This is a genomic window from Streptomyces sp. PSU-S4-23, from assembly GCF_055632315.1.
Genome location: NZ_JBVMUU010000002.1, coordinates 5,505,131 through 5,530,564 on the forward strand (window position 1 = coordinate 5,505,131; position 25,434 = coordinate 5,530,564).

The following is a 25,434-nucleotide window of genomic DNA, read 5'->3' on the forward strand; positions in this document are numbered from 1 at the left end:
TGTGGAGCAGCGCATTGGTTCGAGCAGTCAGCCCCTCGACGGCGCCGGGATGGACCCGGCCTTCATCCCCGGGCTCACCTCACCCGCGTCCGCGGCCGAGCCGGAGGATGCCGAGCCCGACGGCACCGAGCCCGACGACACCGAGCCCGAGAAGAAGGGCACGGTCGAGGACGTGGCGGCGGACACCGCCGGGGAGCCTTCCGCCGAGGACGAGACCGACGAGGCGGTCCGGGAGAAGGCCGACGGGGAACCCCACGAGGAGCTCGAAGGTGAGCCTGAAGGGGAACAGGCCCCCGAAGGCCCCGTGTTCGAGGCCGGCGACCGCCGTGCGCGCATCGTCGCCGACCACGGCGGCATACGGCTGCGCCTGGACGACCAGGAGTGCGAGTTCGGCTGGGACGAGATCGGCGCGGTGGAGACGGAGACCGCGCGCTTCGGAAAGCGGTTCACGGTGACCGTGCACACGCCGGAACGCCGCTGGTACCCCATAGAGATCGAGGCCGACTCCCGCGCGCGCTTCGAGGAGTGGGAAGCACAGCTGGACCAGGTGCTGGACGCCTACTTCGAGGACGGCGGGGAGGAACCCGCAGCCCCCGGGCAGGACGACGACTGACCCAGGCCGGAGCAACGGGACGGCCGGTCCCCGACCGGCCGTCCCGTACCCCTCGGCGGTCAGCGTGCCGTCACGGCAGCGCGTGCACGTGCGCCCCCACCGGGTTCGACCACGCGTTCCCCGACGACGCGTCCCAGTTCGTCGACCACGTCATCGCGCCCCGCAGGTCCGGGTACGTCCTCGACGGCTTGAAGGAGCCGCAGTTCGTGGCCTGGGTCAGGCAGTCCAGGGCGTTGTTCACGACCGTCGGCGACACGTACCCGCTGCCCGCCGCGCTCGTCGAGGCCGGGAGGCCGAGGCCCACCTGGGACGGGGACAGGCCGCCCTCCAACTGGATGCACGCCAGGGCCGTCAGGAAGTCCACCGAGCCCTGGCTGTAGACCCTGCCGTCGCAGCCCAGCATCGAACCGCTGTTGTAGTACTGCATGTTGACGACCGTCAGGATGTCCTTGACGTTCAGCGCCGTCTGGAAGTACGTGTTCGACGTCGACTGCATGTCGATGGTCTGCGGGGCCATCGTGATGATCAGCGACGAGCCCGCCTTCGACGACAGCTGGCGCAGCGCCTGCGACATGTACGTCGCGTTCAGGCCGTTCTCCAGGTCGATGTCCACGCCGTCGAAGCCGTACGTCTGCATCAGCGAGTAGACCGAGTTCGCGAAGTTCGTCGCGGACGCCGCGTCGTTCACCGAGACCGTGCCGTTCTGGCCGCCGACGGAGACGATGACCTTCTTCCCGGCCGCCTGCTTCGCCTTGATGTCCGCCGTGAACTGGTCCACCGTGTAGCCGCCCAGACCCGCCGAGTCCAGCGTGAAGGACACCGCGCCGGGTGTGCCGGTCGCGTCCGCGAACGCCACCGCGATGATGTCGTACTGCGACGGCACGTCCGAGATCCTCTGCACGGCCGCGCCGTTGTTGAAGTTCTGCCAGTAGCCCGTCACCGCGTGCTTGGGGAGCGCTCCGCCCCCTCCTCCGCCGCCGCCGGAGGGCGCCGTGGTGGCCGTCACCGGGGACGACTTCGCAGACTCGCCCGCCGCGTTGGTCGCCGTCACCTGGAAGGAGTACGACGTCGAGGGCGACAGGCCCGTCACCGTCGCCGAGGTGCCGGTGACGGCCGTCGCCTTCGTGCCGTCCCGGTACACGGTGTAGCCCGTCGCGCCCGTCACCGGGTTCCAGGCCAGGGAGGCCGAGGACGACGTCGTCGCCGGTACCGCCAGACCCGTCGGGGCCGCGGGCACGGTCGGTCCCGGGTCGCCGCCCCCGCCCCCGTCCGGCCCGTACACCGACACGTCGTCCGCGTAGTACGCCGCCTGTCCGTACCAGCCGTGCAGGTACACCGTCACCGATGTCGTCGACGCGCCGGTCGAGAAGGTCGTGGTCAGCTGCTTCCAGCCGGTCGAGTCCGGCGTCCAGGCCGAGACGTCCGTCGTGCCGGTGCCGGTGGCGCCCAGGAACGCGTAGCCGCCCTGCACCCACGCGGTCAGCGTGTACGTCGAGTCGGGCCGGACCGCCACGGTCTGGGTGCACTCGGCGTCGTCCTGCCCGGCCGGCGTCGCCTTGAGCGCGGAGGCGCCCCCGTGCACCGGGGAGGACACCGTCGTGCCGCTGCCGGCCGAACAGGTCCAGCCGCTCAGGCCGGACTCGAAGCCGGCGTTCCTGGTGTTGTTCACTTCCGCGGCAGCCGCGTGGCCCGCGCCCAGGAGGGAGAGGGCGAGCGCGGCGACGGCGGCCCCGGCGAGGGTCCGTCTGCGGCGGAGCATGCCTGGTACGCGGTCCACTTGGGCCTCCGGATGTGGGGAGAGGAAGGGCAGGAGGGCATTGCGGAACGGTGGCCACCGCCTGACCCATGAATTTGGTCCAGACCAATTGCGTTGTCAAGACCTCTGACGGCGCCAACCCTCCAGCGGCCGCGACGAGTTGAGGCATATGCGCCTACTCTGTGTCGATCACGCCCCCACCTTCCGTGAGATGATCTTCCCGATTGTGTGTTGAGCGGGGCATGCCGTGGATATGGTGCTGTTGCAGGACGACGCAATGGGACGTCACAGGGGCCATCTGAGGCGGAGGTCGACCACCTCGCCGCAGTGAACGGGGTGGTGTGCAGCCGTGCCGACCGCGATAGCCGTCACCAGTCCCGGCCTGGTGCTGCCACCGCTCGATCGGCAGACCCCGCCGGCCGCGGTCCAGCCGCAGCCCACGCTCGAACAGTCCCTGGGCGCCATGCACGCGCTCATCGAACAGCACGGTTACGTCATCGCCCTGTACCCCGCCTCCGGCGACGACCCGGCCGTCCAGCGGCTGCACACCGTCCGCTCCGTGCTGGAGAGCGACCGCATCGCGCTGCTCGGCGTCGACCTGCCCCCGCTCGGACTCGCCCTGCTGGCCCAGCAGTTGCGGCAGCTGTCCGTCTGCGACTTCAGCCCTGGGGTGCTGGCGTCGTCCGCCCGTCTGCTCGCCCACTACATCTACGCCGGCGCCCTCCTCGGATCGGTCGCCAGGCTCGACCGGGTCCCCGTCCCGCTGACGTCCCACGCCAAGTCCTGGGTGCCGGGCGCCCAGTTCGCCGTACTGGCCAATCCCCGGCCGCAGCTCGCACGGGCGGGGCAGGAGGAGTTACCGGGCCCCGAGTTCGGCACCCGGATGGTGGTCGCCGCCGGACAGCCGCCCTCGGACTGGGTCACCGCCACGCTCGCCCCCTCCTGGCGGGTGCAGGGAGTCGCGACCGTCCCCCTGCCGGAGGAGTCCGCCCGCTGGTGGGGGACCGGCCGGCTCGCCGAGTTCGCCGCCGGACTGCACGACGTGTCGGTGCTCTACCAGCTCGTCTCCTCCGTACGGCGCGAGGTGTGCCACTGGTGCGGGCTCGAACTCATCGGCGATCGCTGCGGATTCTGCGCCGCGCCCCTGCCACCGCCCGCGGACCATCGACCGGCCACCGCGGTGCGCGCACTTCCCCGAGGGGGCACATAACCCTACGGACGCCATCACCATCCCACGGCACCACAGCGCTACAACGCCACAGCACCGGGGCATCACAGCACCAGGGCAGCACAGCACCGGGCTCCAGCGCTCGACCACACCGCACGTCCCCTCGAGGTGAGATGTAGTGAACGCACGCCAGCGCCGCGGCGTCATCCTGCTGGTCCTCTCGGCCCTGAGCGCCGTCGGCGCCTTCGCCGGAGTGCTGTCGGTGGTCCGCGACGTGAACTCCAAGGTCGGCCCGGAGGTCACGGCGTACCGGCTCAAGAGCGACATCGCACCGTACAAGGAGCTCACCGCCGACCAGTTCCAGAAGATCGCCATGCCCAGGCGCTGGCTGTCCTCGACCGCCGTCACCAGCCTCACGCAGATCCGCGGCAAGATCGCCGTGACCCGGCTGGAGAAGGGGTCGCTGCTCCAGACCGACATGATCGTCGACCGGCCCGCACTCGAGCCGGGACAGCAGGAGATCGCGATCATGATCGACGCGTCGACCGGCGTCGCCGGAAAGATCGACCCCGGCTCGCGGGTCAACATCTACGCCACCTTCAAGGCCGCGAACGAGAAGAGCAAGGACGAGTCGAAGGTCATCGTGACCGACGCCCGCGTCCTCGACGTCGGCCGGCTCACCGCCCTGGACCCGGGACAGTCCAGCGACGAACGCCGCCGCAACGCCACCGAGGCCGTGCCCATCACCTTCGCGCTCGACACCGCCGACGCCCAACGGGTGGCCTACGCCGAGTCGTTCGCCGAACACGTCCGGCTCGCCCTGGTCGCGGGCGGCTCCGAGACGGCGGTCGCCCCGGGCGACCGCACCTACACCCTCGACCAGGACAAGTAGGAGGCCGCGCATGAGGTCCGTTCCGGCCCCCGGCGGGTCTGTTCCGACGGGGGCGCGCCGATGACCGTCCGTATCCTCCCCGCCGTCGGTGACGCCGACGCCGCCCGAGCGCTCACCACCCTGCTGAGCCAGATCGCCGACGCCGAGCCCGCCCCGCCGGTCCAGGACTCCACGGCCCTGCTCGACACCCTGGCGCGCCTGGCCGGCGAATCCCTGGACGAACTGCCCGAGGTCGTGCTCGTGCACGAGCGCATCGGGCCGCTCCCCGCGCTCGACCTGATCCGCGACCTGGTGATGCGGTTCCCGGCCGTGGGGGTCGTGCTGATCACCGCCGACACGAGTACGGGCGTCCTCACCGCCGCCATGGACTGCGGCGCCCGCGGCATCGTCACCCTGCCCCTCGGCTACGACGCCCTCGCCGAACGCGTCCAGGCCGCCGCCGCCTGGTCGTCGGGGATGCGCCGTCATCTGGGCAGCGCCACCCCGGAGCCCTACGCCGGGCCCGGCGGAACCGTGGTCGCGGTGACCGGCGCGAAGGGCGGCGTCGGCGCCACCGTCACGGCCGTCCAGCTGGCGCTCGCGGCCCGGGCCTCGGGGCGTACGGTCGCGCTGGTCGACCTCGACCTGCAGTCCGGGGACATCGCCTCGTACCTCGACGTGCAGTTCCGGCGCTCGGTCGCCGACCTCGCCGGGATCACCGACATCAGCCCGCGCGTGCTCCAGGACGCGCTCTACACCCATGACAGCGGCATCGGCATCCTCCTCGCGCCCGCCGAGGGCGAACGCGGCGAGGAGGTCACGGACCGGGTCGCCCGCCAGGTACTGGGCGCCCTGCGCTCCCGCCACGACGTGGTGATCGCCGACTGCGGCTCCCAGATGAACTCCGCCACCGCCGCGGCCGTCGAGGTCGCCGACCAGGCGCTGCTGCTGGTGACGCCGGACGTGGTCGCGGTCCGTGCCGCCAAACGGATGGTGCGCCTGTGGGACCGGCTCCAGATCCGCAAGGCCGAAGAGACCCTGACGGTCGTCAACCGCCACTCGCGCGCCACCGAGATCCAGCCCTCCCTCGTCGAACGCGTCACCGGCACGCGCATGGCCCGCGCCGCCGTCCCGGCCGCCTACAAGGAACTCCAGTCGGTCGTGGACGCCGGACGCCTCCAGGACCTCGACGCCCGCTCCACCGTGAAGCAGGCGCTGTGGGCGCTGGCGGGGGAGCTGGGCCTGGTGACGGTGCACGAGGGCGGGGGCGGACGGCGCCGCAAGCCGTCCTCCGACCGGGGCGCGATCGGCCTGTGGCGCAAGGGCGGCGACCGGGGCGCGGTGACCCTGGAATTCGCCGGGATGTTCCCGCTCGTGCTGGTCGTGATGGCGCTCCTGTGGGAGTGCGTCCTGTACGGCTACACGTACTCGCTCGCGGGCAACGCGGCGGACGAGGCGGCCAGGGCCGCCACCGCCGCGTACGCCGTGCGGGGCGACGTCGCGGGGGCGTGCCGGGCCGCGGGCGCCGCCCACCTGCCCGACGCCTGGAAGGGCGCGGACATCACCTGCGCTCCGGCCGGCCCGGTGATGAGGGCGACGGTCACCGCGGACGTCCCCCTGTTCTTCCCCGGCGTCAACCCGGGCTGGAGCGTGGACGGCAGCGCGGGCGCGGCGCTGGAGGTGAACGGGCCATGAGGGCAGCGCTCCGGCGCCGCGGCACCGCGCGCCCACCGGCACGGCGGACCCGCCGGTGGGGGAGAGGGCGGACCCGCCGGTGGAACGACCGCGGCGTCTCCATGCTGGAGTTCGCCGGCTTCCTGCCCGTCCTCCTCCTCATCGGCATGGCCGCCATCCAGCTCGGCCTCGTCGGCTACGGCGTCAACCAGGCCGGATCGGGCGCCCGCGCGGCCGCACGGGCGGCTTCCCAGAAGCAGGACGGGCCGGCGGCCGGCCGGGCCGCGGTGAGCGGGTGGCTGAACCCGCAGCCCGATGTGCAGCAGGGCCCCGACACCACCACCGCCACCGTCACCGTGCACGTCCCCGCCGTCATCCCCCTCTTCGGCGGCTGGGACGTCACCCGTCGCGCCACCATGCCCAACGACGACTGAAGCCCATACGCAGAGAGGAGTTGACGACAGGCATGAGCCTCCGCTCCCGTATCGCCGCCCACGACGACGGCGCAGCCGGCCGCGAGGACGGACACCTCGTCGCGGTCTACCGCGCCAAGCTCCTCGAAGAGATCGACCTCGCCGAGATGTCCGGCCTCGCGGCCGCCGAACGCCGGGTCCGTCTCGAACGCGTCCTCGGCCACATCATCAGCCGCGAGGGCCCGGTCCTCTCCTCCGCCGAACGCTCCCAGCTGATCCGCCGGGTCGTCGACGAGGCCCTCGGCCTCGGCGTCCTCGAACCGCTCCTCGCCGACGCGTCCATCACCGAGATCATGGTCAACGGCCCGGACTCGATCTTCGTGGAGCGGGCCGGCCGGGTCGAACAGCTCCCGCTGCGCTTCGCCTCCACCGAGCAGCTCATGCAGACCATCGAGCGGATCGTCTCCACGGTCAACCGGCGCGTCGACGAGTCCAACCCGATGGTCGACGCCCGGCTGCCCACCGGCGAACGCGTCAACGTCATCATCCCGCCGCTCGCCCTGACCGGCCCCACCCTCACCATCCGCCGCTTCCCGCGCGCGTACACGCTCCCCGAACTCATCGGCCTCGGCTCGCTCGACGAGCAGATGCTGATGCTGCTGGCCGCGTTCGTCCGCGCCCGCTTCAACCTCATCGTCAGCGGCGGTACGGGTACCGGCAAGACGACCCTGCTCAACGCCCTGTCCGGGCTCATCCCGTCCCACGAGCGCATCATCACCATCGAGGACTCCGCCGAACTCCAGCTCCAGCAGGAGCATGTGATCCGCCTCGAGTCGCGCCCGCCGAACGTCGAGGGCAAGGGCCAGATCACCATCCGCGACCTCGTCCGCAACAGCCTCCGGATGCGGCCCGACCGCATCATCGTCGGCGAGGTCCGCGGCGGCGAGACCCTCGACATGCTCCAGGCGATGTCGACCGGCCACGACGGCTCCCTCGCCACCGTGCACGCCAACTCGGCCGAGGACGCGCTGATGCGGCTGCAGACCCTCGGCTCCATGTCCGAGGTGCTGATCCCCTTCGAGGCGCTCAAGGACCAGATCAACTCGGCGGTCGACGTGGTCGTCCAGCTCGCCCGGTACGCCGACGGCTCCCGCAAGGTCGTGGAGATCGCGCTCGTCGTCTCCCACGGCCGCGAGCAGTTCCGCATCGCCCCCGTGTCCCGGTTCGTCCCGCAGCCCCTCGGCCCCGACCGGATCGTCCGCGGCCGCTTCGAGCACCTGCCGCTGCCCCGGGCGACCGCGGAGAAGCTGTACGTCGCGAACGAGCCGCTCCCGCCGGCCTTCGGCGTCGCGGAGGCCCTCGACGCACTGACCACGAGGCAGGCCATCGGATGACCCCCGCCCGCGACGTCCGCGACGTCCGCGACGTCCACCCCGCCCACCCCGCCCACCAGGCCCGCGAGAGGAGCGAGCCGTGAACAGCCCCGCCCTCCTCGCTCTCGGCGCCACCGTCCTCACCGGCACCCTCGCCGTCGCCGGAGTGCACGTGTACGCCTCCGGCCGTGCCCAGCGACAGGCGCTCGTCGACCGGCTCTCCGGAAGCGCGACGGAACCGGCCCGCGCCGCCTCGGGCCGGGTACGGCGCTTCACGGCCGTCGACCGCAGACTGCGCCGCACCCGTCTGGGCCGCACCCTCCAGCTGCGGCTCTCGGCGACCGGACTCGACCTGACGCCGGGCGAGTTCTTCACCTACGCCACCGCCGTCGTCCTCGCCCTGTGGCTGATCGCGGCGGCCACCCTCGCCCCCTTCTTCGGCCCGATCGCCGCCCTGGTCGGCGTGTGGAGCGCGGCCATCTTCCTCAACTGGCAGCGTCAGAAACGCATCGAGGCGTTCATCAACCAGCTCCCCGACGTGGCCCGCCTGCTGGCCAACGCCACCGCCGCCGGCCTGGCCCTGCGCACGGCCCTCGCCATGGCCGCGGAGGAGCTGGAGGCCCCGGCCGGCGAGGAACTGGCGCGGGTCGCCGACCAGTTGACCCTCGGCCGCACCATCGACGACACCCTCGGCGAACTCGCCGAACGGCTCCCGTCCCGGGAGCTGATCGTCCTGGTCACCACCCTCGTCCTGGCCAACAAGGCGGGTGGCTCGGTGGTGAACTCACTGCGCAACCTCACCCAGACCCTGGAGGACCGCAAGGAGACACGGCGCGAGGTCCGCACCATGCTCTCCGAGGTCAACGCCACCGCCTTCACCGTGCCGCTGCTCGGCCTCGGCTCCCTCGTCCTGGTCAACTCCTCGAACGAGGGTGCCCTCGCCCGCGTCACCGGCTCCCCGCTCGGCCAGGGCCTGGTGCTGCTCGCGCTCGGCCTGTACACGGTCGGCTTCTTCGTCATCCGCCGGCTCGGCAAGATCGAAGTGTGAGGGGGATCACGTCATGCTGCCGCTGCTCCTCGCCCTGCTGACGGCGGTCTCGGTCGCCGGGATCCTCCTCGGGATCCGCATGATCCGCGCGGAGGCGAAGCTGCCGAGCGACCTGGCCCTAGCCCTGGAGGTGGGCGCCACCCGCGTCTCCAAGGCGGGCTCGGCGGTCGACCGGCTCGGCATGCGCTTCGCGCCGCTCGTGCTGCGCCTCATGGGCCCGCGCCGTGTCGACGCCAAGCGGCGCCGCATCGACATGGCCGGCAACCCGGGCGGGCTCACGCTCACCAGATACGCCGCCCGCCGGGCGGTCTACGGCGTCTTCGGCCTCGTCATGGGCCTGGTCTTCCTGTCGAACGGGCAGCTGCTGTTCGCGGGCGTCACCCTCGCCTTCGGGCTGTTCGCCGCCGACGCCCTGATCTGGCAGGCCATCCGCGAACGCAAGGAGGTCATCGACCGCACGCTGCCCGACTTCCTGGACGTCCTCGCGGTCGTCGTCTCGGCGGGCCTCGGCTTCCGCCAGGCGCTGGACCGGGTCGCCGAGAAGTACGAGGGCCCCTGGGCGGACGAACTGCGCATCACCCTTCGCCAGATGGACATGGGGGTCAGCCGCCGCCAGGCCTTCGACGAACTCCGCAGACGCAACTCCTCCGAGCAGGTCGCCCAGTTCGTCTCCGCCCTGCAGCAGGGGGAGGAACTGGGCTCCCCGATCGCGGAGACGCTGATCCAGCTGGCCACCGACATGCGGCGGACCGACGCGCAGAACGCCCGCCGCCGCGCCGCCAAGACGATCCCCAAGGCCACGCTGGTCACCCTGGTCTTCATGCTCCCGGCCACGATGATCCTCATCGCCACGGGCATGTTCCTGGGCTCGGGGACGGACTTCGGATCGATCCTGGGCCGATGATGAGCAGCCGCACCGGCCGCCCGACCCGCACCGGCCGCCCGACCCCCGGGTACCTGGAGGACGACGCACCGCCCCCGGCGAGCGTCCGCCTCCAGCTGAGCGCGCTCCAGGCCCTGTGCCGCCAGACCGTGGCCGTACGCCTCGCCATGGTGCTGATCGGATCCCCCTTCGCCCTGGCCAACACCCCGCACGGCGCCCCCCGCTACGCCGTCCTCGCGGCCGCCGTCCTCGGCGTCATGACGTCGTACGCCATGCTGCGCGACTGGGACCGCGTCGGCCCGCTCCTCCTCGCCCACCCGACACTGATGGCGCTGGACCTCCTCTTCGTCGCCACGCTCCTGCTCACCGCCTCCCCGGCCTCCCCCCTCGCCTACGCCGGCGTCTGCACCCCGCTCCTGTCCGGCCTGCTCTACGGCTGGCGCGGCGCGGGCGTCCTCACGGGCCTGCAACTGGGCGTGGTGCTCGGGGTGTTCCGCGCCTGGGAGCACCGGCCCGGTGCCGGTGTCAGCACCCTCCTCGTCGCCGGCTTCTGCGTGGGCGCCGGCATCATCGGTGTGACCCTGCGCAATCTGCTCTTCCGCTTCGGCGCGGCCGGCGAGGCGCTGTCGGAGGCCAACGCCCGCCTCGCGGCGGCGGAGGCCGTGGAGTCCGAACGCGCCCGGCTGGCCAGGGAGCTGCACGACTCGGTGGCGAAGACGCTGCACGGGCTGGCCCTGGCGGCCGAGGCCCTGGCGGCCTCCGCCGACCACCGCGACCCCGAGGAAGTCAAGCGCCGGGCCACCCTGGTGGCCGGCGCGGCGCGCCGGGCCGCGGCGCAGTCCCGCGACCTGCTGTCGGACCTGCGGCGCCACACCGACTTCACCACGGCGAGCCTGGACGTGCGAGCCGAACTCAGGTCGCGTCTCGGCGAGTTCGCGGCACGCGCCGGCGCGGACGCCGAGCTGAGCGGACCGCACCCGGACGCCCCGCTGCTCCTTCCGCCGATCACGGCCCGCCACGTCCTGGAGATCGTGTCGGAGGCACTGGAGAACACGCACCGCCACGCCCGTGCGACGCGCGTACGGCTCGAACTCGGCACCACCGAGGACGGCACGCTCGATCTGCGGATCGACGACGACGGTGTCGGCCTGCCCCCGGACGCGGACCCCGAAGCCCTGGCGAAAACCGGCCACTTCGGGCTGCTGGGCATGGCCGAACGGGCCGCCTCCCTCGGCGGCGGCCTCCACCTGTGCCGCTCCCCACTGGGCGGCGCCGGGATCCGACTGCGCATCCCCCTGCGCCCCACCGCTCCCCACACCCCCCAAGAGGAGGCCGCACATGCCTGACCAGGCACTTCCCGGCCCGCCCCTGCGCGTCCTCGTGGCCGACGACAACCCGGTCGTCCGGGCCGGTCTCACCGCCCTGCTGTCCGTCCACCGCGACATCGAGGTGGTGGCGGAGGCGGCGGACGGCGCCCAGGCACTCGCCTGCGCCGCCCGGCACCGCCCGGACGCCGTCCTCCTGGACCTCCGCATGCCCGGCACGGACGGCCTGACCGCCCTGCCCGAACTGGCGCGCACGGCGCCCGTGATGATGCTGACGTACAACCGGGAGCCCGAGGTGGTGGCCGAGGCCCTGCGTCGCGGCGCCTCCGGCTACCTGGTGCACGGCGAGTTCACGGCGGCCGAACTCATCACAGCGGTACGGGACCTGAGGGACGGCCGGCCGACGTTCTCCCCGGGCGTCTCCTGCCCGTCCCGCCCTGTCTCGTCTTCGCTCGGCACTTCCTACGAACCCGACGAAATCTCTTCGCACCTGCAACCATTTATGGCACAGTCGTCCACGCCCCGGCCCGCCCCCGCTGGCGGTCCGCGGCGCCGTGCCGCGGGGTGGCTGGACTTCGGCCTGAGCGCACGGGAGGTGGAGGTCATGGATCTCATCGCGGCCGGCATGAACAACCGGCAGATCGCCGCCGCCTGCTTCATCAGCGAGAAGACGGTCAAGAACCACATCAACCGCATCTTCGCAAAGCTGCACAGTTCCTCGCGCAGCGAAGCGATCGCCCACTGGCTGGGCACGGCCCGGGAGGGGTGGAGCCGATGACCCCCCGGCCTCAGGGAAGTTGGGCCCCTGGACCCACTCGCAGTGAGGGTGCTTTCACGTACCGTGTCCAGGTTGGGAGCAGCCGCACCTGGCGGGAGGGCAGGGACCGTGATGGCGAAGACGTGGCGCAGGGCCGGCGCGTGGGGGCGCACCGTGGTGTCCCGGATGCGGGGAGCCGGGCGGGATGCGGGGGCCGGGTTCGTGGAGTATGCGGGCCTGATGATCATCATTGCCGGAATCTTCACGCTGATCGACCAGATCGGTCTGGACGGAATGATTTCGGGCGCGATCCGGACCGCCGTCAGGTCCGTCACGGGCGGCGGCTGACGCTCCCGGATCTCCACGGTGATCGAGGGCAGACGCTCCCCATCTACATCTGGCTGACGGGGATCCTGCTGTTCGCCGCGTTCGCCTTTTTCGCTTTCGCTCAAGCAGCGTCCGCGCGGAATGGAGCTCAATCCGCAGCGGACGCTGCTGCGTTGGCGGCCGCGCAGGACTCACGCGACGAGTTGATGACCGGCCTTCAAACGGCCATCGGCCACGACGACAACTGGCTGGACTGGCTGAAGGGCGATCTCTTCCAGGGCACGGGAGCCACCGCCGCGGCCGAGCGGCTCGCCGCGGAGAACGACTCCACCGTGCAGGGCGGCGCGGTCCGCACCATCGTCAACGGCTACCCCGGATACCGGGTGGCCATCGAGACGCGCTACACGGTCGGGAAATCCATCATCCCGGGCACCGAGACGCGGCACGCCACGGCCGAGGCCACCGCGGTGATTCAACCGCGTTGCACCTTCGCGCCGGACGCCGATCCGAAGAAGCCCGTGCAGTTGGACTGCAGCGGCGATCTCGTCGACATCAACCCCGAAGATTTCCAATCGGGGGACCTTCCCGACGCGTCCGTGCTGTTCTCTGTGCATCTGGCCGAGTGAGAGGAAGCCGTACTGATGGATCTCCGGCACACCATGAAGGGTCGCAGGGTGCTGTCCGCGCTGGCGATCACGACCGGGCTGCTCTTCACGGTGGCCGGCTGCGGTGGAGGAGACGGCGGTGGGAAGTCCGGTGGAGCGTCGTCCTCGAGCAAGTCCCCTGCCGGAGGCAGTGGCAGCCAGGCCGGGCAGTCTTCCGGGCCCGCTGCGGAGCAGGCGCTGGCCGAGGTGAAGAGCGGTGACATCACACTCGCCGTCACCTCCGCGGTTCGCGACCAGGGCGGCTTTGTGACGGTGAGCGGCACGGTCACCAACAGCGGCGGCCAGTTCTGGATCGCGGCCAACTGGCGTGGCGACGAGCGGGAGCTGAGCAGGAACGGCGCCTCCTTGGCCGGGGCGTCCCTGATCGACAGCAAAGGCAAGAAGAAGTACCTCGTTCTGCGGGACACCCAGGGGCGCTGCCTCTGCACCAAGTTCGACGGCGGTGGGGTGGACGCAGGCAAGTCGGCCGAATGGTTCGCCCAGTTCCCCGCCCCACCCGAAGACACCACCAAGGTCGACTTCCAGGTCGGCGCCATGCCTCCCGCCTCCATCGAGATCTCCCAGGGGTGAACGACATGCCCCTCATCCCCCGTCTCACCGCCCTCTCCCTCCTCTCGGCCCTCACCTTGGCCAGCGGCCCCGCGGCCGTCGCCGCCGACGGCCCCAGCCAGCCGCCCGGTACCGTCACCACCTCCCCGCCCCCGTCCGTCGACCCGTCCAGCCCGGGGCTGAAGCTCGCCGACGGGGCCACGCTCGCGCCCGCCAAGGTGCTGGACATCAAGTCCGTCGTGGAGGACCTCGGCGGTGAGGAGCGCCGCGAGGACACCGCTGAGAACGTGACGGTCGCGCTTCAGGCGGAGGTGTTGTTCCCCAAGGACAGCGCCAAGCTGAACCCGGAGGCCCGCTCCCGCATCGACGCGATCGCGGAGGAGATCAAGAAGCAGAACGCGACGAACGTCCGCGTCTTCGGCTTCACCGACAACCTGGGCTCGTACGCCCACGGCCTGGTCCTGTCCCGGCAGCGCGCCGAGGCGGTCCACGACCGGCTGGCCGTGACCCTGGGCGGGGACATCACCTTCGAGGTGCGCGGCTACAGCGAGGACTACCCGATCGCGGACAACTCCTCGGAGGAGGGCCGCCGCAAGAACCGCCGGGTGGAGGTGTCGTTCCCGAGGGGGACGTCGAGCGGCGCCGCCACACAGGGGTCGGGCGCCTGACACCGGTCCCCGCGGCCATCGAGCGATGGGCAGATCTGTTCCGGTCGCTGCCTCACCCGGGCCTGGTCAAGGTCGCCGTTGCCGGAACGGAACTGCCGATCGGTCGGTCGCCTGGGCCGCACCGGGTGCGGGGGGAGGGGCGTGGCGAACGGGGCTGGTGCGGCTCTGTGAGTAGCTTGGGCGGCGGGTGCTGGGAACCGACGGCGGCGAGGTGCGCGGTGCGGAAGATCGTCCTGATGATGTCCATGTCCCTGGACGGGTACAGCGAGGACCCGGACCGCGAGATCGGCTGGAGCCGGGTCGACGACGAGCTGCGTCAGCACTTCAACGACGTCCTCATGGAGATGGGCGCCTTCCTCAGCGGGCGCGTGACCTACGAGCTGATGGCGGATCACTGGCCCACCGCCGACGCCGACCCGCAGGCGTCGGCGCCCGTGGCCGAGTTCGCGCGGATCTGGCGGAACATGCCGAAGGTCGTGTTCACCCGGACCCTGGAGCACGCCGGCTGGCACACCACCGTCGTCCGGGACGTCGTCGTCGAGGACATCCTCGCGCTCAAGGCCCAGGACGGCGGTGACCTCGCCCTCGGCGGCGCCGACCTCGCCGCCGAGTTCCTGCGGCACGGCCTCGTCGACGAGTTCCGTGTGTACGTCCATCCGGTCCTCGCCGGCCGGGGCAAGCGGCTCTTCCCCGAGGCCGACGGCCTGACTTTTCTTCGTCTGAAGGACACCCGGCGGTTCGGCAACGGTGTGGTGCTGCTGCACTACGAACGTGACGCGGCCGGCGGCCGGTAAAGGTGTTGTCCGCTGCGGTCCGGCTCTGTAGGAAGGCCGCATGACTGGACTCGGTGCGGTGTTCCGGCCCCAACTGCCTCCCGAGCGGCTGCGCGCCATCGCGCGGCTCGCGGACGAGTCGGGCCTCCAGGAGCTGTGGCTGTGGGAGGACTGCTTCCTGGAAGGGGGGATCTCGGCCGCGTCCGCCGCGCTCGCCTGGACCGAGCGGCTGCGCGTGGGCGTGGGACTGCTGCCCGTGCCGCTGCGGAACGTGGCGGTCGCCGCGATGGAGGCGGCCACGCTGGAGCGGATGTTCCCGGGGCGGTCCGTCCTGGGTGTCGGACACGGCGTCCAGAGCTGGATGGGACAGGTCGGCGCCCGCGCCGAGTCGCCCGTGACGCTGCTGCGCGAGTATCTCGACGCGCTGCGGGCGCTGCTCCGCGGCGAGCGGCTGACCACGGACGGACGGTACGTCAGACTGGACGGCGTCGCGCTGGACTGGCCGCCGGCGGAGGCGGTCCGCATCCTCGCCGGGGCCACCGGTCCGCGGTCGCTGCGGCTGTCCGGCGAGGCGGCCGACGGCACGATCCTCACGGCGGCCACGGCGCCGGAAGGCGTCCGGCGGGCGCGCCGGCTCATCGACGAGGGCCGGGAGGCGGCGGGGCGTACCGATCCCCACCACGTCGTCGTCTACCTCCACACGGCCACCGGTCCGGACGCCGCCGCCCGGCTGCGCGCCGAGATGGAGGCGTCCGGGGAGGACCCGCTGCCGGAACACGGGGTGGCCGGGGACGCGGACGCCGTCGCCAAGGCCGTGCAGCGGCTCGCGGAGGCGGGCGCCGACACCGTGGTCCTGCAGCCGACCGCGGACGAGCCGGATCCGGAGGCGTTCATTCGCTTCGCGGCCCGCGAGGTACGCCCCCTCGTGCCGTAGGCGCGGTCGGTGCCGGGCGGCGCGGCACCCGGCGCCGGGAAATTCGGTCGCCTTCCCTCCCCGGTTGTTGGAAGGATCACGCCATGACCGCCGGCCGTACCTTCGAGGACCTCGTCCGTGAGGCCGTCGACGCTCCCGTCGACGGCTGGGACTTCTCCTGGTTCGAGGGGCGGGCCACGGAGGAGCGGCCTCCGTGGGGGTACGCGCGGTCGATGGCGGCGCGGCTGGCGCGCGTGAGCGCCGCGCTCGACGTGCAGACCGGGGGAGGGGAGGTCCTGGGCTCCGCCCCGGCGTTCCCGCCGCTGACCGTCGCCACCGAGGGCTGGCCGCCCAACGTGGCCAAGGCCGCCGCGTTGCTCCACCCGCGCGGTGCCGTGGTCGTCGCCTCGCCGGAGGACGCGCCGCTGCCGTTCGCGGACGCCGCCTTCGACCTGGTGACCAGCCGCCACCCGGTGCGCACCCACTGGCGCGAGATCGCCCGCGTCCTGCGGCCGGGCGGCATGTACTTCTCCCAGCAGGTGGGCCCGGCGAGCGCCTTCGAACTCGTCGAGCACTTCCTGGGACCGCAGCCGCAGGAGGTCCGCCGGGCCCGTGACCCCCGGCGCGCGCGGGCCGAGGCCGAGACGGCCGGACTGGAGGTCACCGATCTCCGGGAGACGCGGCTGCGCATGGAGTTCGGTGACATCGGCGCCGTCGTCCACTTCCTGCGCAAGGTGATCTGGATGGTTCCGGGCTTCACCGTGGAGCAGTACGCGGACCGGCTCCGGTGCCTGCACGAGCGGATCGAGACCGAGGGGGCCTTCGTCGCCCACAGCACCCGTTTCCTGATCGAAGCCCGCAAACCGGGGGAACGGGGGTGAGGCCGGTGTCCATATGCCGGGACGTCCGCACGGGGTTTCCACATCGTTATGGACAGCGGCTCGCTTCGCGCCCATGACTCACGTAAGTTCAGACCAAGGTAATTCGCGCAAGCAAAGCTGCGCGGGTGGCACCGTGCAGTGGAGGGGGCTGTGCGGTGCCGTGAACACCGCGCCGAGCCGCCCTCAGTCGTCCTGTACGGCGACCCGTACGCCGCGCCGTATCCCCCAGCGTTCCATCGCCCCGGCCTCCGCCTCCAGTGCGTGGCGTGCGCGGGGACGGGGCAGGCCGATGCGCCCCGGCCGCATCGTCCGTACCGCCACGACCCGCAAGTTCCGGTCGAGATAGGCGACATCGATCGCGAACCGCATCCCCAGCGTGTGGACCGCGCTCGCGGGACTCAGCAGCAGCGCTCCCTCGATCCCGTCGCGCCCGAGCAGTCCGCGCCGCCGGGCCCGCGCTGAGCGGGCGAGCTCCAGGGGTATGGGATCAGGCGTCCCGGGTGTTGTGAGCATGGCCATGGCTGCGAAGTTAGCGACGGCGTCAAGCGCCCGCCCTCCCCTGCGGTCACCCGCCTGGAGGACGTGGGACATGTCACCGAGTGCCGCACAAGCCCACCCAAACCCCTTGGATCCCTCAGGATCCCGCCGGATTCCCCTGGAAACCGCAGCGAGAGGGCCGCGGCCGCCTGTGAATGAGCGCTTCCGGGATGACCGGGGTGTTGTCGGACGGTTGCGGAGAGTAGTTTTGGCACGGCAATGCGCGCAGCATCACTTACGAAGGGTTATGGTGGAAGCCCCCCCTCGGGCCGGTCCGTCTCCCCCCCACGGACCGGCCCGTTTTCTGTGCCCGTCTCTTTTCCCGCTCCTCTCTTCCCCTCCTCTCTTCCCGCTCCTCTCTTCCCCCGGTCTTCCCCCCGGTCTTCCCCCCGGCCGAACGTCCGGCTCGCCTGTCGCGCCGGAGCGGCGAGCCCGTTCCGGTCCGCCTGCCAGGTCCGCCTGCCCGGCCCGCCCGACACCCCCGTACCAGCCCCTCGGGAGGCCGCCCCGCGTATCTCCCCAGAAGGGCCACCCTCGTGCAAACGGCCCAGAACACCGGCCACCCGGGCCCCCGTTCACGGCCGGAACCCCGGCCGGGGCCCCGGCGCCCGTGGGCCGGGCGGGGGCCTTGCGGGGGTAGGCTTCGGCTCCGGGGACCCCCGTCTGACGGGGTCCGGGGACCGCCATCTGACGGGGATCGCGCACGCCCGCACCTGTCTGATCCGCACGGAGGGGCTGACAATCACGTGAACCTGCGCGACAAGCTGCGCGGCCTGCTGGTCAGGTTGTACGCACGCCGGGTGGAAGGCCACCTGGACCACGCTCAGGTGCCCAAGCACATCGGCGTCGTCATGGACGGCAACCGGCGCTGGGCGAAGGCGGCGGGCTCGACCACCGCGCAGGGTCACCGGGCCGGGGCCGACAAGATCGAGGAGTTCCTCGGCTGGTGTGCCGAGACGGACGTCGAGGTCGTCACCCTCTGGCTGCTGTCGACCGACAACTTCGACCGGCCGAAGGAGGAGCTGGTCCCGCTCCTCGGGATCATCGAGGACGTCGTACGCTCCCTCGCGGCCGACGGCCGCTGGCGCGTGCACCACGTGGGCGCGCTCGACCTGCTGCCCGGGCAGATGCAGACCGTCCTCAAGGAGGCCGAGGCGGCCACCGCGCACGTCGACGGGATACTCGTCAACGTCGCCATCGGCTACGGCGGACGCCAGGAGATCGCCGACGCCGTGCGGTCGATGATCCTCGACGCCCGCGACAAGGGCACCTCGATGGAGGACCTCGCCGAGTCCGTCGACATCGACATGATCGGCCGCCACCTCTACACCAGTGACCAGCCCGACCCCGACCTGGTGATCCGTACGAGTGGCGAGCAGCGGCTGTCCGGATTCATGCTGTGGCAGACCGCCCATTCGGAGTACTACTTCTGTGAGGTCTTCTGGCCGGCCTTCCGCAAGGTCGACTTCCTGCGCGCCCTGCGTGACTACGCGGCGCGACACCGCCGCTACGGCGGCTGACCCGCCACGTCGTATCACCCCCCTGGGGGAAGGCGTCACACGGAGTTCACCGGCGCGCCGTCATGGCCCGTGGCATGGCCACGCGCGTTCGAGGGCATAAGGCAAGCAGGTCGACACCCGAACCACGGGTGCCGTATCTCAGCGGGCGGCTCGGGGCCGTCCGCCCGGGAGGCCCTTTGCATCAGCCCGACCGTGCGGCCACTGCACGGAGGAAGCAGCGGAGGGCCGGTTCCCGGCCCGTGCGACGCGGCCGGCAACCGGCCGCCTTCCTCCCGCCCGCCCTCCCGGATTCCCTTCTCGTCGCTCCCCGACCTCATCCGAGGGGGTACGTCCTTCCGTGGTGACCAGCACAAAGCGCCACAAGCCAGACCGGCGCACCTATGTTCTCGACACCAGCGTCCTGCTGGCCGACCCGAACGCCATGAGCCGCTTCGAGGAGCACGAGGTCGTGCTGCCCGTCGTCGTGGTCACGGAGCTGGAGGCCAAGCGGCACCATCCCGAACTCGGCTACTTCGCCCGGCAGGCGCTCCGCCTGCTCGACGACTACCGTGTCCGGTACGGCCGTCTCGACGCCCCCATCCCGATCGGGGACCTCGGTGGGACCCTCCGGGTCGAGCTCAACCACTCGGACCCCAGCGTGCTGCCCACCGGCTACCGCCTGGGGGACAACGACTCCCGCATCCTCGCGGTCGCCCGCAACCTGCAGGCGGAGGGGTTCGACGTCACCGTCGTGTCGAAGGACCTCCCGCTGCGGATCAAGGCGTCCTCCGTCGGCCTTCTCGCCGAGGAGTACCGCGCGGAGCTGGCCATCACGGACTCCTCCGGCTGGACCGGGATGTCCGAACTGAGCCTGTCCGGCGAGCAGGTGGACATCCTCTTCGACGAGGGGCACGTCTACGTCCCCGAGGCCGCGGACCTCCCCGTGCACACCGGCCTGACGATCCAGTCGGAGCGGGGCAAGGCGCTGGGGCGCGTCACGGCGGAGGGCAACGTCCGTCTCGTCCGCGGCGACCGGGAGGCGTTCGGCATCAAGGGCCGCAGCGCCGAACAGCGGATCGCCCTGGACCTGCTGCTCGACCCGGACGTCGGGATCGTCTCGATGGGCGGCCGGGCCGGCACCGGCAAGTCGGCGCTGGCGCTGTGCGCGGGCCTGGAGGCGGTGCTGGAGCGCAGGCAGCACCAGAAGGTGATGGTCTTCCGGCCGCTGTACGCGGTCGGCGGGCAGGAGCTCGGTTATCTGCCGGGCACCGAGGCCGAGAAGATGAGCCCCTGGGCGCAGGCCGTCTTCGACACGCTGTCCGCGGTCACCAGCCGCGAGGTCATAGAAGAGGTCACCGCGCGCGGGATGCTGGAGGTCCTCCCGCTCACCCACATCCGCGGCCGCTCGCTCCATGACGCGTTCGTGATCGTGGACGAGGCCCAGTCGCTCGAACGGAACGTCCTGCTGACCGTTCTGTCCCGGATCGGCGCGAATTCACGGGTGGTGCTGACCCATGACGTCGCCCAGCGGGACAACCTGCGCGTCGGCCGGTACGACGGGGTCGTCGCCGTCGTGGAGAAGCTGAAGGGGCATCCGCTCTTCGCGCACGTCACGCTCACCCGGTCCGAGAGGTCCCAGATCGCCGCCCTTGTGACCGAAATGCTGGAGGAAGGGCAGATCTGACCGAAGTGCTCAACTTGGGCTGATTACCCGCAGGTTGGCGTCGTCCGGCAAAGGCTAGAGCCTAGCCGGGCGGCGCCTTCACATGTGGTGGATCCTGAGAATCCCCTGGGTCAAACGGGATGTGAGCTTTCACACGCAACACGGAATTGCCACCCGGTGTCGGGTTACGGCAGAGTCTCACTCCTGTCAGGCCCCGCATACGACACATCGGTACCCCCAGCGGTACGGCACAACTGAAGCATCCAGAACTCCATAGGGCCGTCGTATGCCGCCCGAGCACCACGCGGCGCTCCCGTGCCGGGAGTTGCCCACCGGGCCCGTGCCTCCCGTGACCCCGCTAGTTGGGAGGCCAGCGTCAGGGGCACGATTGCGTCCGCCAGGGTCACCGAAGCGGGCGATGCTGGAAGGAAACCGTGTGAGCCGGATTTCGGTCCGGGGATTCGCAGTGGCCTCGGCCACGGCGGTCACCGCTGTCGGAAGCGTCGTCGGGGTTGCCTCGGGCAGCACCGCGCAGACCAACGACGCCGAGGCGACGGCAAGCGACTCGACGCTCCTCGCAGACATACCCGCCGGCCAGCAGGCCCAGGTGCAGACGGCGTCCCTGACGCAGCAGGCCGACGCGCAGGCCATCGCCGCGGACGCCAGCGCCAAGAAGGACGCCGAGGCGGCGGCACGCAAGCAGGCGGCCGCGGACGCGATCGCCAAGCAGAAGGCCGCGCAGAAGGCGGAAGAAGAGGCCAAGGCGCGCAAGGAGGCGGAGGCCAAGGCCAGTCGCGACGCCGTGCGCTCCGCGTCCAGCTTCGCCGTCCAGAGCTCTTACACCGTGTCGCAGATCCAGGCGATGGCGCGGCAGATGGTGCCGAGCGGCCAGTTCCAGTGCTTCAGCAACATCGTGGACCACGAGTCCAGCTGGAACTACCGGGCCGTCAACGCCTCCTCCGGTGCCTACGGCCTCTTCCAGGCCCTGCCGGGCTCCAAGATGGCCTCCGTCGGCGCCGACTGGCAGACCAACCCGGCCACGCAGATCAAGTGGGGCCTGAACTACATGAACAGCCGCTACGGCAGCCCGTGCGAGGCATGGTCGTTCTGGCAGGCCAACCACTGGTACTGAGTCGCGACTCCGCCCGCGGGCGGCCACTCAACCTCCCGCAGCCCCTCACCGTCTATGGGTGAGGGGCTGCGGCCGTTCACCGCCGTGGGGCCCGGCCCTGTACGGTCGGATCCGTGAACTCCAGGGGGGAGTGGTGGGGGGCACCCGCGGACACGGGGGAAGAGGACGGATCATGTCGGTAGTGCCAGGGTGGCTCGCTCGGCTCGGCGCCGGACTGACCCAGATGGGGGAGCGGCTGGACGAACGCCGTGCCGAGGTCGAGAAGGAGAGCGCCGAGCCCGAGCCGCCCGCGGCGCCGGACCGCGTTCCGCCACCCCCCGCGTACGCACCCGCAGTCGTGCCGCGCCCGCACCCCGTCGAGGCGGTGCCGTGGGGCGTGCGGGTCGCGGCGGAGGCGGGCTGGCGGGTGCTCGTCCTCGCGGGCACCGTCTGGGTGCTGATGCGGGTCATCAGCGCCGTGCAACTGGTGGTGCTGGCCTTCGTGGCCGCGCTGCTCATCACGGCGCTGCTGCAGCCGACCGTGGCACGGCTGAAACGGCACGGCGTGCCCCGCGGGCCGGCGACCGCGCTGACCGCCGTTCTCGGCTTCGTCATCATGGGCCTGATCGGCTGGTTCGTGACGTGGCAGGTCATGGAGAACATCGACTCGCTCTCCAACCAGATCCAGGACGGCATCGACGAGTTGCGCAAGTGGCTGCTGAACAGCCCCTTCCACGTCACCGACAAGCAGATCAACGAGATCGCCAAGAACCTGCGCGAGGCGATCGGCGCCAACACCGACCAGATCACTTCGGCGGGCCTGGAAGGCGTGACCGTCATCGTGGAGGCGCTGACCGGCATCCTCCTGACGATGTTCTCCACCCTCTTCCTGCTGTACGACGGCCGGCGCATCTGGGAGTGGACGCTGAAGCTGGTCCCCGCGGCGGCGCGGCCGGGGGTGGCGGGTGCAGGCCCGCGGGCATGGCGCACGCTGACGGCCTACGTCCGCGGCACGGTGATCGTGGCCCTCATCGACGCGATCTTCATCGGCCTGGGGATCTACTTCCTGGACGTCCCCATGGCGGTGCCACTGGCCGTCTTCATCTTCCTGTTCTCCTTCATCCCCCTGGTGGGCGCGGTGGCGTCGGGCGCGCTGGCGGTGGTGGTGGCGCTGGTGACGCAGGGCGTCTTCACCGCCATCATGACGCTGGCCGTGGTCCTCGCCGTCCAGCAGATCGAGGGCCACATCCTGCAGCCGTTCATCCTGGGCCGGGCGGTCCGGGTCCATCCGCTGGCGGTGGTGCTGTCGGTGACGGCCGGCGGGATGATCGCGGGGATCGGCGGCGCGGTGGTCGCGGTGCCGCTGGTGGCGGTGACGAACACCGTGGTGGGCTATCTGCGGTCGTACTCGGCCGCCGTCGCGGCGCAGCAGAGGCCGCAGCGGACGGCGGAGCAGATGCCGCAGCAGACGGCCCCACCGCCGTCCGACGTCGTCTCGTAGGGGCCGCGCGCACCCGAGAGGGGCGGCACACGGCGTCGGGCCCCGTCCACCGCACGGTGGACGGGGCCCGAGGCGGCCGCCGCCGGCTACTCCGCCAGGACCGCCTCCGCGTCCAGGGTCACACCCACCGCGTGGATCACCGCGGCGATCTTGAATGCCTCCTGGACGACCTCACGCTCCACGCCGGCCTTCCGCAGCACCTGCTCGTGCGAGTCCAGGCACGAGCCGCAGCCGTTGACCGCCGACACCGCGAAACACCACAGCTCGAAGTCGGTCCTGTCGACCCCGTGGTTGCCGATGACGTTCATCCGCAGGCCCGCGCGCAGATTGCCGTACTCGTGGTCCGACAGCAGGTGGCGCGTGCGGTAGAAGACGTTGTTCATCGCCATGACGGCGGCCGCGGACTTCGCCGCGGTGTACGCCTCCGGCGTGAGGTTCGCCTTCGCCTCCGGCTCCAGCTCGCGCAGCACGATCGGGGACCGGGAGGCGATGGCCGTGGCCAGCACCGTGCCCCACAGCTGCTGCGTGGGCAGGCCGGAGTTGCCGATGACCGAGCCGAGGTTGAGCCTCAGGTCCTTGGCGTGGTCCGGTACGGCGGCCTTGAGGGAGTCGAGAGACATCGGCTCACTCACCGGCCAGCAGCTTGACCGGGTCGAGCGTCTCGTCGCCCTTGGCCCAGTTGCACGGGCACAGCTCGTCGGTCTGCAGGGCGTCCAGGACCCGCAGGACCTCCTTGGGGTTCCGGCCGACGGAACCGGCGGTCACCATGGTGAACTGGATCTCGTTGTTCGGGTCGACGATGAAGACGGCGCGCTGCGCGAAACCGTCCTCGCCCTCGATGCCCAGCGCGCGCATCAGCTCGTGCCTGGAGTCCGCCATCATCGGGAACGGCAGGTCGCGCAGGTCGTCGTGGTCCTTGCGCCAGGCGTGGTGCACGAACTCGGAGTCACCGGAGAAGCCGAGGATCTGGGCGTCACGGTCGGCGAACTCGTCGTTCAGCTTGCCGAAGGCCGCGATCTCGGTCGGGCACACGAAGGTGAAGTCCTTGGGCCAGGCGAAGACGATCTTCCACTTGCCCTCGTAGGTCTTGTGGTCGATCTGCTCGAACTCCTTGCCCTTCTCCAGCGAGACGCAGGCGGTCAGTTCGAACTCGGGGAACTTGTCACCGACAGTGAGCACGGGCTCTCCTTGCAGCGAGGAGACATCCCGGTCACAGGCTGTCTCCCATGGGTTGGACGATCGTGATCCTGGCACAGAGTGCATTGATCAGGGAAATAGCTACACTCGGTCATGTTGATCGAGATCGGCTATCAGTGACTATGAGTAAGGGGTACGGTCTTGACCCCGATCAGGACCCATGGGCGCCGCCAGCCCAGTCTCGCCCAGCTGCGCGCCTTCGCGGCCGTCGCCGAGCACCTCCACTTCCGCGACGCCGCCGCCGCGATCGGCATGAGCCAGCCGGCGCTGTCGGGCGCCGTCTCCACCCTGGAGGAGATCCTGGGCGTCACCCTGCTGGAGCGCACCACCCGCAAGGTGCTGCTCTCGCCCGCCGGTGAGCGCCTCGCCGTACGGGCCAAGGCGGTGCTGCACGAGGTCGGCACGCTCATGGAGGAGGCCGAGGCCGTCCGGGCGCCCTTCACCGGAGCGCTGCGGCTCGGGGCGATCCCTACCGTGGCGCCCTATCTGCTGCCGACCGTCCTCCGGCTCGTGAACGACCGCTACCCGCACCTCGACCTCCAGGTCCACGAGGAGCAGACCGCCAGCCTCCTGGACGGGCTCACCAGCGGCCGTCTCGACCTGCTGCTGCTCGCCGTCCCCCTCGGCGTTCCCGGCGTCGTCGAACTCCCCTTGTTCGACGAGGACTTCGTGCTCGTCACCCCGCTCGACCACTGGCTCGGAGGCCGCGAGGGGATCCCCAGGGAAGCCCTGCGCGAGCTGAACCTGCTGCTCCTCGACGAGGGGCACTGCCTGCGGGACCAGGCCCTCGACATCTGCCGCGAGGCCGGGCGCGGGGACTTTCCGGTGACCACGACCGCGGCCGGACTGTCCACCCTCGTGCAGCTCGTCGCCGGCGGACTGGGCGTCACCCTGCTGCCCCGTACGGCCCTCAGGGTCGAGACCACCCGCAGCGACCAGCTCCTCACCGGCTACTTCGCGGATCCGGCGCCCACCCGGAGCGTCGCCCTCGCCATGCGCACGGGCGCCGCCCGGGGCGCGGAGTACGAGGAACTGGCGCAGGCCCTCCGCGAGGCCATGCGGCCACTGCCCGTGCGGGTGTGGGCGCCCGGCTCCTAAGAATCCGCGGACAACCGCCGTTGCACTTCCGGTCATTTGTGCGCCGCAACACGTCCCGGGAACGGCGAGAGAACGCAACTTCCGTCACCTACCGCGACTTTCACCGGGAAATCCACCCGGACTGATACACATACCCCCTCGGCGTGACGCGTCAGGCACATGTGCGACATT

26 protein-coding genes are annotated in these 25,434 nt (G+C 71.3%); 22 read left to right on the plus strand and 4 right to left on the minus strand.

The genetic code is table 11. The annotated features are described in order from the left end of the window. Position 1 precedes the first annotated feature (1 nt). Entirely contained in the window at positions 2–613 is a 612-nt protein-coding gene (locus ACZ79I_RS25315; RefSeq protein WP_471499758.1) for a hypothetical protein, read from the plus strand. Positions 614–683: 70 nt separating this feature from the next. Here the strand turns inward: ACZ79I_RS25315 and ACZ79I_RS25320 are convergent, their stop codons facing one another. Continuing rightward, on the minus strand, positions 684–2,372 hold the full coding sequence (locus ACZ79I_RS25320) for a chitinase (RefSeq protein WP_471505210.1): 1,689 nt from the start codon (positions 2,370–2,372) through the stop codon (positions 684–686). A 346-nt stretch (positions 2,373–2,718) separates the two neighbouring features. Between ACZ79I_RS25320 and ACZ79I_RS25325 the strand changes: the two genes are divergently transcribed. The 16 genes from ACZ79I_RS25325 to ACZ79I_RS25400 all read left to right on the plus strand — a co-directional run bounded on the left by ACZ79I_RS25325 (position 2,719) and on the right by ACZ79I_RS25400 (position 16,657). Continuing rightward, the gene (locus ACZ79I_RS25325; RefSeq protein WP_471499759.1) at positions 2,719–3,579 is read left to right on the plus strand and encodes a hypothetical protein; all 861 of its coding nucleotides are present in this window, start codon (positions 2,719–2,721) and stop codon (positions 3,577–3,579) included. 136 nt (positions 3,580–3,715) lie between these two features. Continuing rightward, a complete protein-coding gene (gene cpaB / locus ACZ79I_RS25330; RefSeq protein ID WP_471499760.1) occupies positions 3,716–4,429 on the plus strand; it encodes a Flp pilus assembly protein CpaB in 714 nt (237 codons plus the stop codon). A gap of 60 nt (positions 4,430–4,489) precedes the next feature. Next, entirely contained in the window at positions 4,490–6,103 is a 1,614-nt protein-coding gene (locus ACZ79I_RS25335; protein ID WP_471499761.1) for an AAA family ATPase, read from the plus strand. After that, positions 6,100–6,516 carry a TadE family protein gene (locus ACZ79I_RS25340; protein WP_471499762.1) on the plus strand — a complete coding sequence of 139 codons (417 nt, stop codon included), beginning with the start codon at positions 6,100–6,102 and terminating at the stop codon, positions 6,514–6,516. Before ACZ79I_RS25335 ends, ACZ79I_RS25340 begins: the two co-directional genes overlap by 4 nt. A 32-nt stretch (positions 6,517–6,548) precedes the next feature. Beyond that, on the plus strand, positions 6,549–7,889 hold the full coding sequence (locus tag ACZ79I_RS25345) for a CpaF family protein (RefSeq protein ID WP_471499763.1): 1,341 nt from the start codon (positions 6,549–6,551) through the stop codon (positions 7,887–7,889). A gap of 79 nt (positions 7,890–7,968) precedes the next feature. Next, the gene (locus tag ACZ79I_RS25350; RefSeq protein ID WP_471499764.1) at positions 7,969–8,916 is read left to right on the plus strand and encodes a type II secretion system F family protein; all 948 of its coding nucleotides are present in this window, start codon (positions 7,969–7,971) and stop codon (positions 8,914–8,916) included. Between the two features lie 13 nt (positions 8,917–8,929). Beyond that, positions 8,930–9,820, plus strand: coding sequence for a DUF5936 domain-containing protein (locus tag ACZ79I_RS25355; protein ID WP_471499765.1), 891 nt, complete (start codon positions 8,930–8,932; stop codon positions 9,818–9,820). Next, entirely contained in the window at positions 9,817–11,145 is a 1,329-nt protein-coding gene (locus ACZ79I_RS25360) for a sensor histidine kinase (protein WP_471499766.1), read from the plus strand. The genes ACZ79I_RS25355 and ACZ79I_RS25360 overlap by 4 nt, the downstream gene beginning before the upstream one ends. Continuing rightward, positions 11,138–11,902, plus strand: coding sequence for a response regulator (locus ACZ79I_RS25365; protein WP_471499767.1), 765 nt, complete (start codon positions 11,138–11,140; stop codon positions 11,900–11,902). Before ACZ79I_RS25360 ends, ACZ79I_RS25365 begins: the two co-directional genes overlap by 8 nt. A gap of 111 nt (positions 11,903–12,013) precedes the next feature. Then, positions 12,014–12,229: a hypothetical protein gene (locus ACZ79I_RS25370; RefSeq protein ID WP_471505544.1), complete on the plus strand. Its 216-nt coding sequence runs from the start codon at positions 12,014–12,016 to the stop codon at positions 12,227–12,229. A gap of 41 nt (positions 12,230–12,270) precedes the next feature. Next, positions 12,271–12,834 (plus strand): pilus assembly protein TadG-related protein, encoded by a 564-nt coding sequence (locus tag ACZ79I_RS25375; RefSeq protein WP_465269761.1) that lies wholly within the window; start codon positions 12,271–12,273, stop codon positions 12,832–12,834. A gap of 15 nt (positions 12,835–12,849) precedes the next feature. Beyond that, positions 12,850–13,443: a hypothetical protein gene (locus tag ACZ79I_RS25380; protein WP_471499768.1), complete on the plus strand. Its 594-nt coding sequence runs from the start codon at positions 12,850–12,852 to the stop codon at positions 13,441–13,443. A gap of 5 nt (positions 13,444–13,448) precedes the next feature. Beyond that, the gene (locus ACZ79I_RS25385) at positions 13,449–14,090 is read left to right on the plus strand and encodes an OmpA family protein (protein WP_471499769.1); all 642 of its coding nucleotides are present in this window, start codon (positions 13,449–13,451) and stop codon (positions 14,088–14,090) included. 218 nt (positions 14,091–14,308) lie between these two features. Beyond that, the gene (locus ACZ79I_RS25390) at positions 14,309–14,884 is read left to right on the plus strand and encodes a dihydrofolate reductase family protein (protein WP_471499770.1); all 576 of its coding nucleotides are present in this window, start codon (positions 14,309–14,311) and stop codon (positions 14,882–14,884) included. Between the two features lie 40 nt (positions 14,885–14,924). Continuing rightward, on the plus strand, positions 14,925–15,797 hold the full coding sequence (locus ACZ79I_RS25395) for an LLM class flavin-dependent oxidoreductase (protein ID WP_471499771.1): 873 nt from the start codon (positions 14,925–14,927) through the stop codon (positions 15,795–15,797). 83 nt (positions 15,798–15,880) lie between these two features. Next, the gene (locus ACZ79I_RS25400) at positions 15,881–16,657 is read left to right on the plus strand and encodes a class I SAM-dependent methyltransferase (protein WP_471499772.1); all 777 of its coding nucleotides are present in this window, start codon (positions 15,881–15,883) and stop codon (positions 16,655–16,657) included. Between the two features lie 183 nt (positions 16,658–16,840). On the opposite strand, the gene ACZ79I_RS25405 is transcribed toward ACZ79I_RS25400, so the two are convergent. Next, a complete protein-coding gene (locus ACZ79I_RS25405) occupies positions 16,841–17,176 on the minus strand; it encodes a DUF192 domain-containing protein (protein WP_471499773.1) in 336 nt (111 codons plus the stop codon). A 764-nt stretch (positions 17,177–17,940) separates the two neighbouring features. Between ACZ79I_RS25405 and ACZ79I_RS25410 the strand changes: the two genes are divergently transcribed. From ACZ79I_RS25410 to ACZ79I_RS25425, 4 genes are all read left to right on the plus strand, one after another. Then, positions 17,941–18,714, plus strand: coding sequence for an isoprenyl transferase (locus tag ACZ79I_RS25410; RefSeq protein WP_381085946.1), 774 nt, complete (start codon positions 17,941–17,943; stop codon positions 18,712–18,714). 337 nt (positions 18,715–19,051) lie between these two features. After that, on the plus strand, positions 19,052–20,377 hold the full coding sequence (locus ACZ79I_RS25415) for a PhoH family protein (protein WP_471499774.1): 1,326 nt from the start codon (positions 19,052–19,054) through the stop codon (positions 20,375–20,377). Between the two features lie 397 nt (positions 20,378–20,774). Further along, a complete protein-coding gene (locus ACZ79I_RS25420) occupies positions 20,775–21,488 on the plus strand; it encodes an aggregation-promoting factor C-terminal-like domain-containing protein (RefSeq protein ID WP_471499775.1) in 714 nt (237 codons plus the stop codon). Between the two features lie 172 nt (positions 21,489–21,660). Further along, entirely contained in the window at positions 21,661–22,968 is a 1,308-nt protein-coding gene (locus ACZ79I_RS25425; protein ID WP_471499776.1) for an AI-2E family transporter, read from the plus strand. Between the two features lie 86 nt (positions 22,969–23,054). Here the strand turns inward: ACZ79I_RS25425 and ACZ79I_RS25430 are convergent, their stop codons facing one another. Continuing rightward, complete coding sequence (locus tag ACZ79I_RS25430; protein ID WP_471499777.1) at positions 23,055–23,588, minus strand: alkyl hydroperoxide reductase; 534 nt, start codon at positions 23,586–23,588, stop codon at positions 23,055–23,057. A gap of 4 nt (positions 23,589–23,592) precedes the next feature. Then, positions 23,593–24,147, minus strand: coding sequence for a peroxiredoxin (locus ACZ79I_RS25435; RefSeq protein ID WP_471499778.1), 555 nt, complete (start codon positions 24,145–24,147; stop codon positions 23,593–23,595). 159 nt (positions 24,148–24,306) lie between these two features. Between ACZ79I_RS25435 and ACZ79I_RS25440 the strand changes: the two genes are divergently transcribed. Beyond that, positions 24,307–25,263, plus strand: coding sequence for a LysR substrate-binding domain-containing protein (locus ACZ79I_RS25440; RefSeq protein WP_471499779.1), 957 nt, complete (start codon positions 24,307–24,309; stop codon positions 25,261–25,263). Positions 25,264–25,434 lie beyond the last annotated feature (171 nt).

Coding starts and splice junctions, on each gene's coding strand:
- ACZ79I_RS25320 (WP_471505210.1), bottom strand. CDS start 2,372: ATGCTCCGCCGCAGACGGACCCTCGCCGGGGCCGCCGTCGCCGCGCTC.
- ACZ79I_RS25335 (WP_471499761.1), top strand. CDS start 4,490: ATGACCGTCCGTATCCTCCCCGCCGTCGGTGACGCCGACGCCGCCCGA.
- ACZ79I_RS25340 (WP_471499762.1), top strand. CDS start 6,100: ATGAGGGCAGCGCTCCGGCGCCGCGGCACCGCGCGCCCACCGGCACGG.
- ACZ79I_RS25345 (WP_471499763.1), top strand. CDS start 6,549: ATGAGCCTCCGCTCCCGTATCGCCGCCCACGACGACGGCGCAGCCGGC.
- ACZ79I_RS25355 (WP_471499765.1), top strand. CDS start 8,930: ATGCTGCCGCTGCTCCTCGCCCTGCTGACGGCGGTCTCGGTCGCCGGG.
- ACZ79I_RS25360 (WP_471499766.1), top strand. CDS start 9,817: ATGATGAGCAGCCGCACCGGCCGCCCGACCCGCACCGGCCGCCCGACC.
- ACZ79I_RS25365 (WP_471499767.1), top strand. CDS start 11,138: ATGCCTGACCAGGCACTTCCCGGCCCGCCCCTGCGCGTCCTCGTGGCC.
- ACZ79I_RS25370 (WP_471505544.1), top strand. CDS start 12,014: ATGGCGAAGACGTGGCGCAGGGCCGGCGCGTGGGGGCGCACCGTGGTG.
- ACZ79I_RS25380 (WP_471499768.1), top strand. CDS start 12,850: ATGGATCTCCGGCACACCATGAAGGGTCGCAGGGTGCTGTCCGCGCTG.
- ACZ79I_RS25385 (WP_471499769.1), top strand. CDS start 13,449: ATGCCCCTCATCCCCCGTCTCACCGCCCTCTCCCTCCTCTCGGCCCTC.
- ACZ79I_RS25395 (WP_471499771.1), top strand. CDS start 14,925: ATGACTGGACTCGGTGCGGTGTTCCGGCCCCAACTGCCTCCCGAGCGG.
- ACZ79I_RS25400 (WP_471499772.1), top strand. CDS start 15,881: ATGACCGCCGGCCGTACCTTCGAGGACCTCGTCCGTGAGGCCGTCGAC.
- ACZ79I_RS25405 (WP_471499773.1), bottom strand. CDS start 17,176: ATGGCCATGCTCACAACACCCGGGACGCCTGATCCCATACCCCTGGAG.
- ACZ79I_RS25420 (WP_471499775.1), top strand. CDS start 20,775: ATGCTGGAAGGAAACCGTGTGAGCCGGATTTCGGTCCGGGGATTCGCA.
- ACZ79I_RS25425 (WP_471499776.1), top strand. CDS start 21,661: ATGTCGGTAGTGCCAGGGTGGCTCGCTCGGCTCGGCGCCGGACTGACC.
- ACZ79I_RS25430 (WP_471499777.1), bottom strand. CDS start 23,588: ATGTCTCTCGACTCCCTCAAGGCCGCCGTACCGGACCACGCCAAGGAC.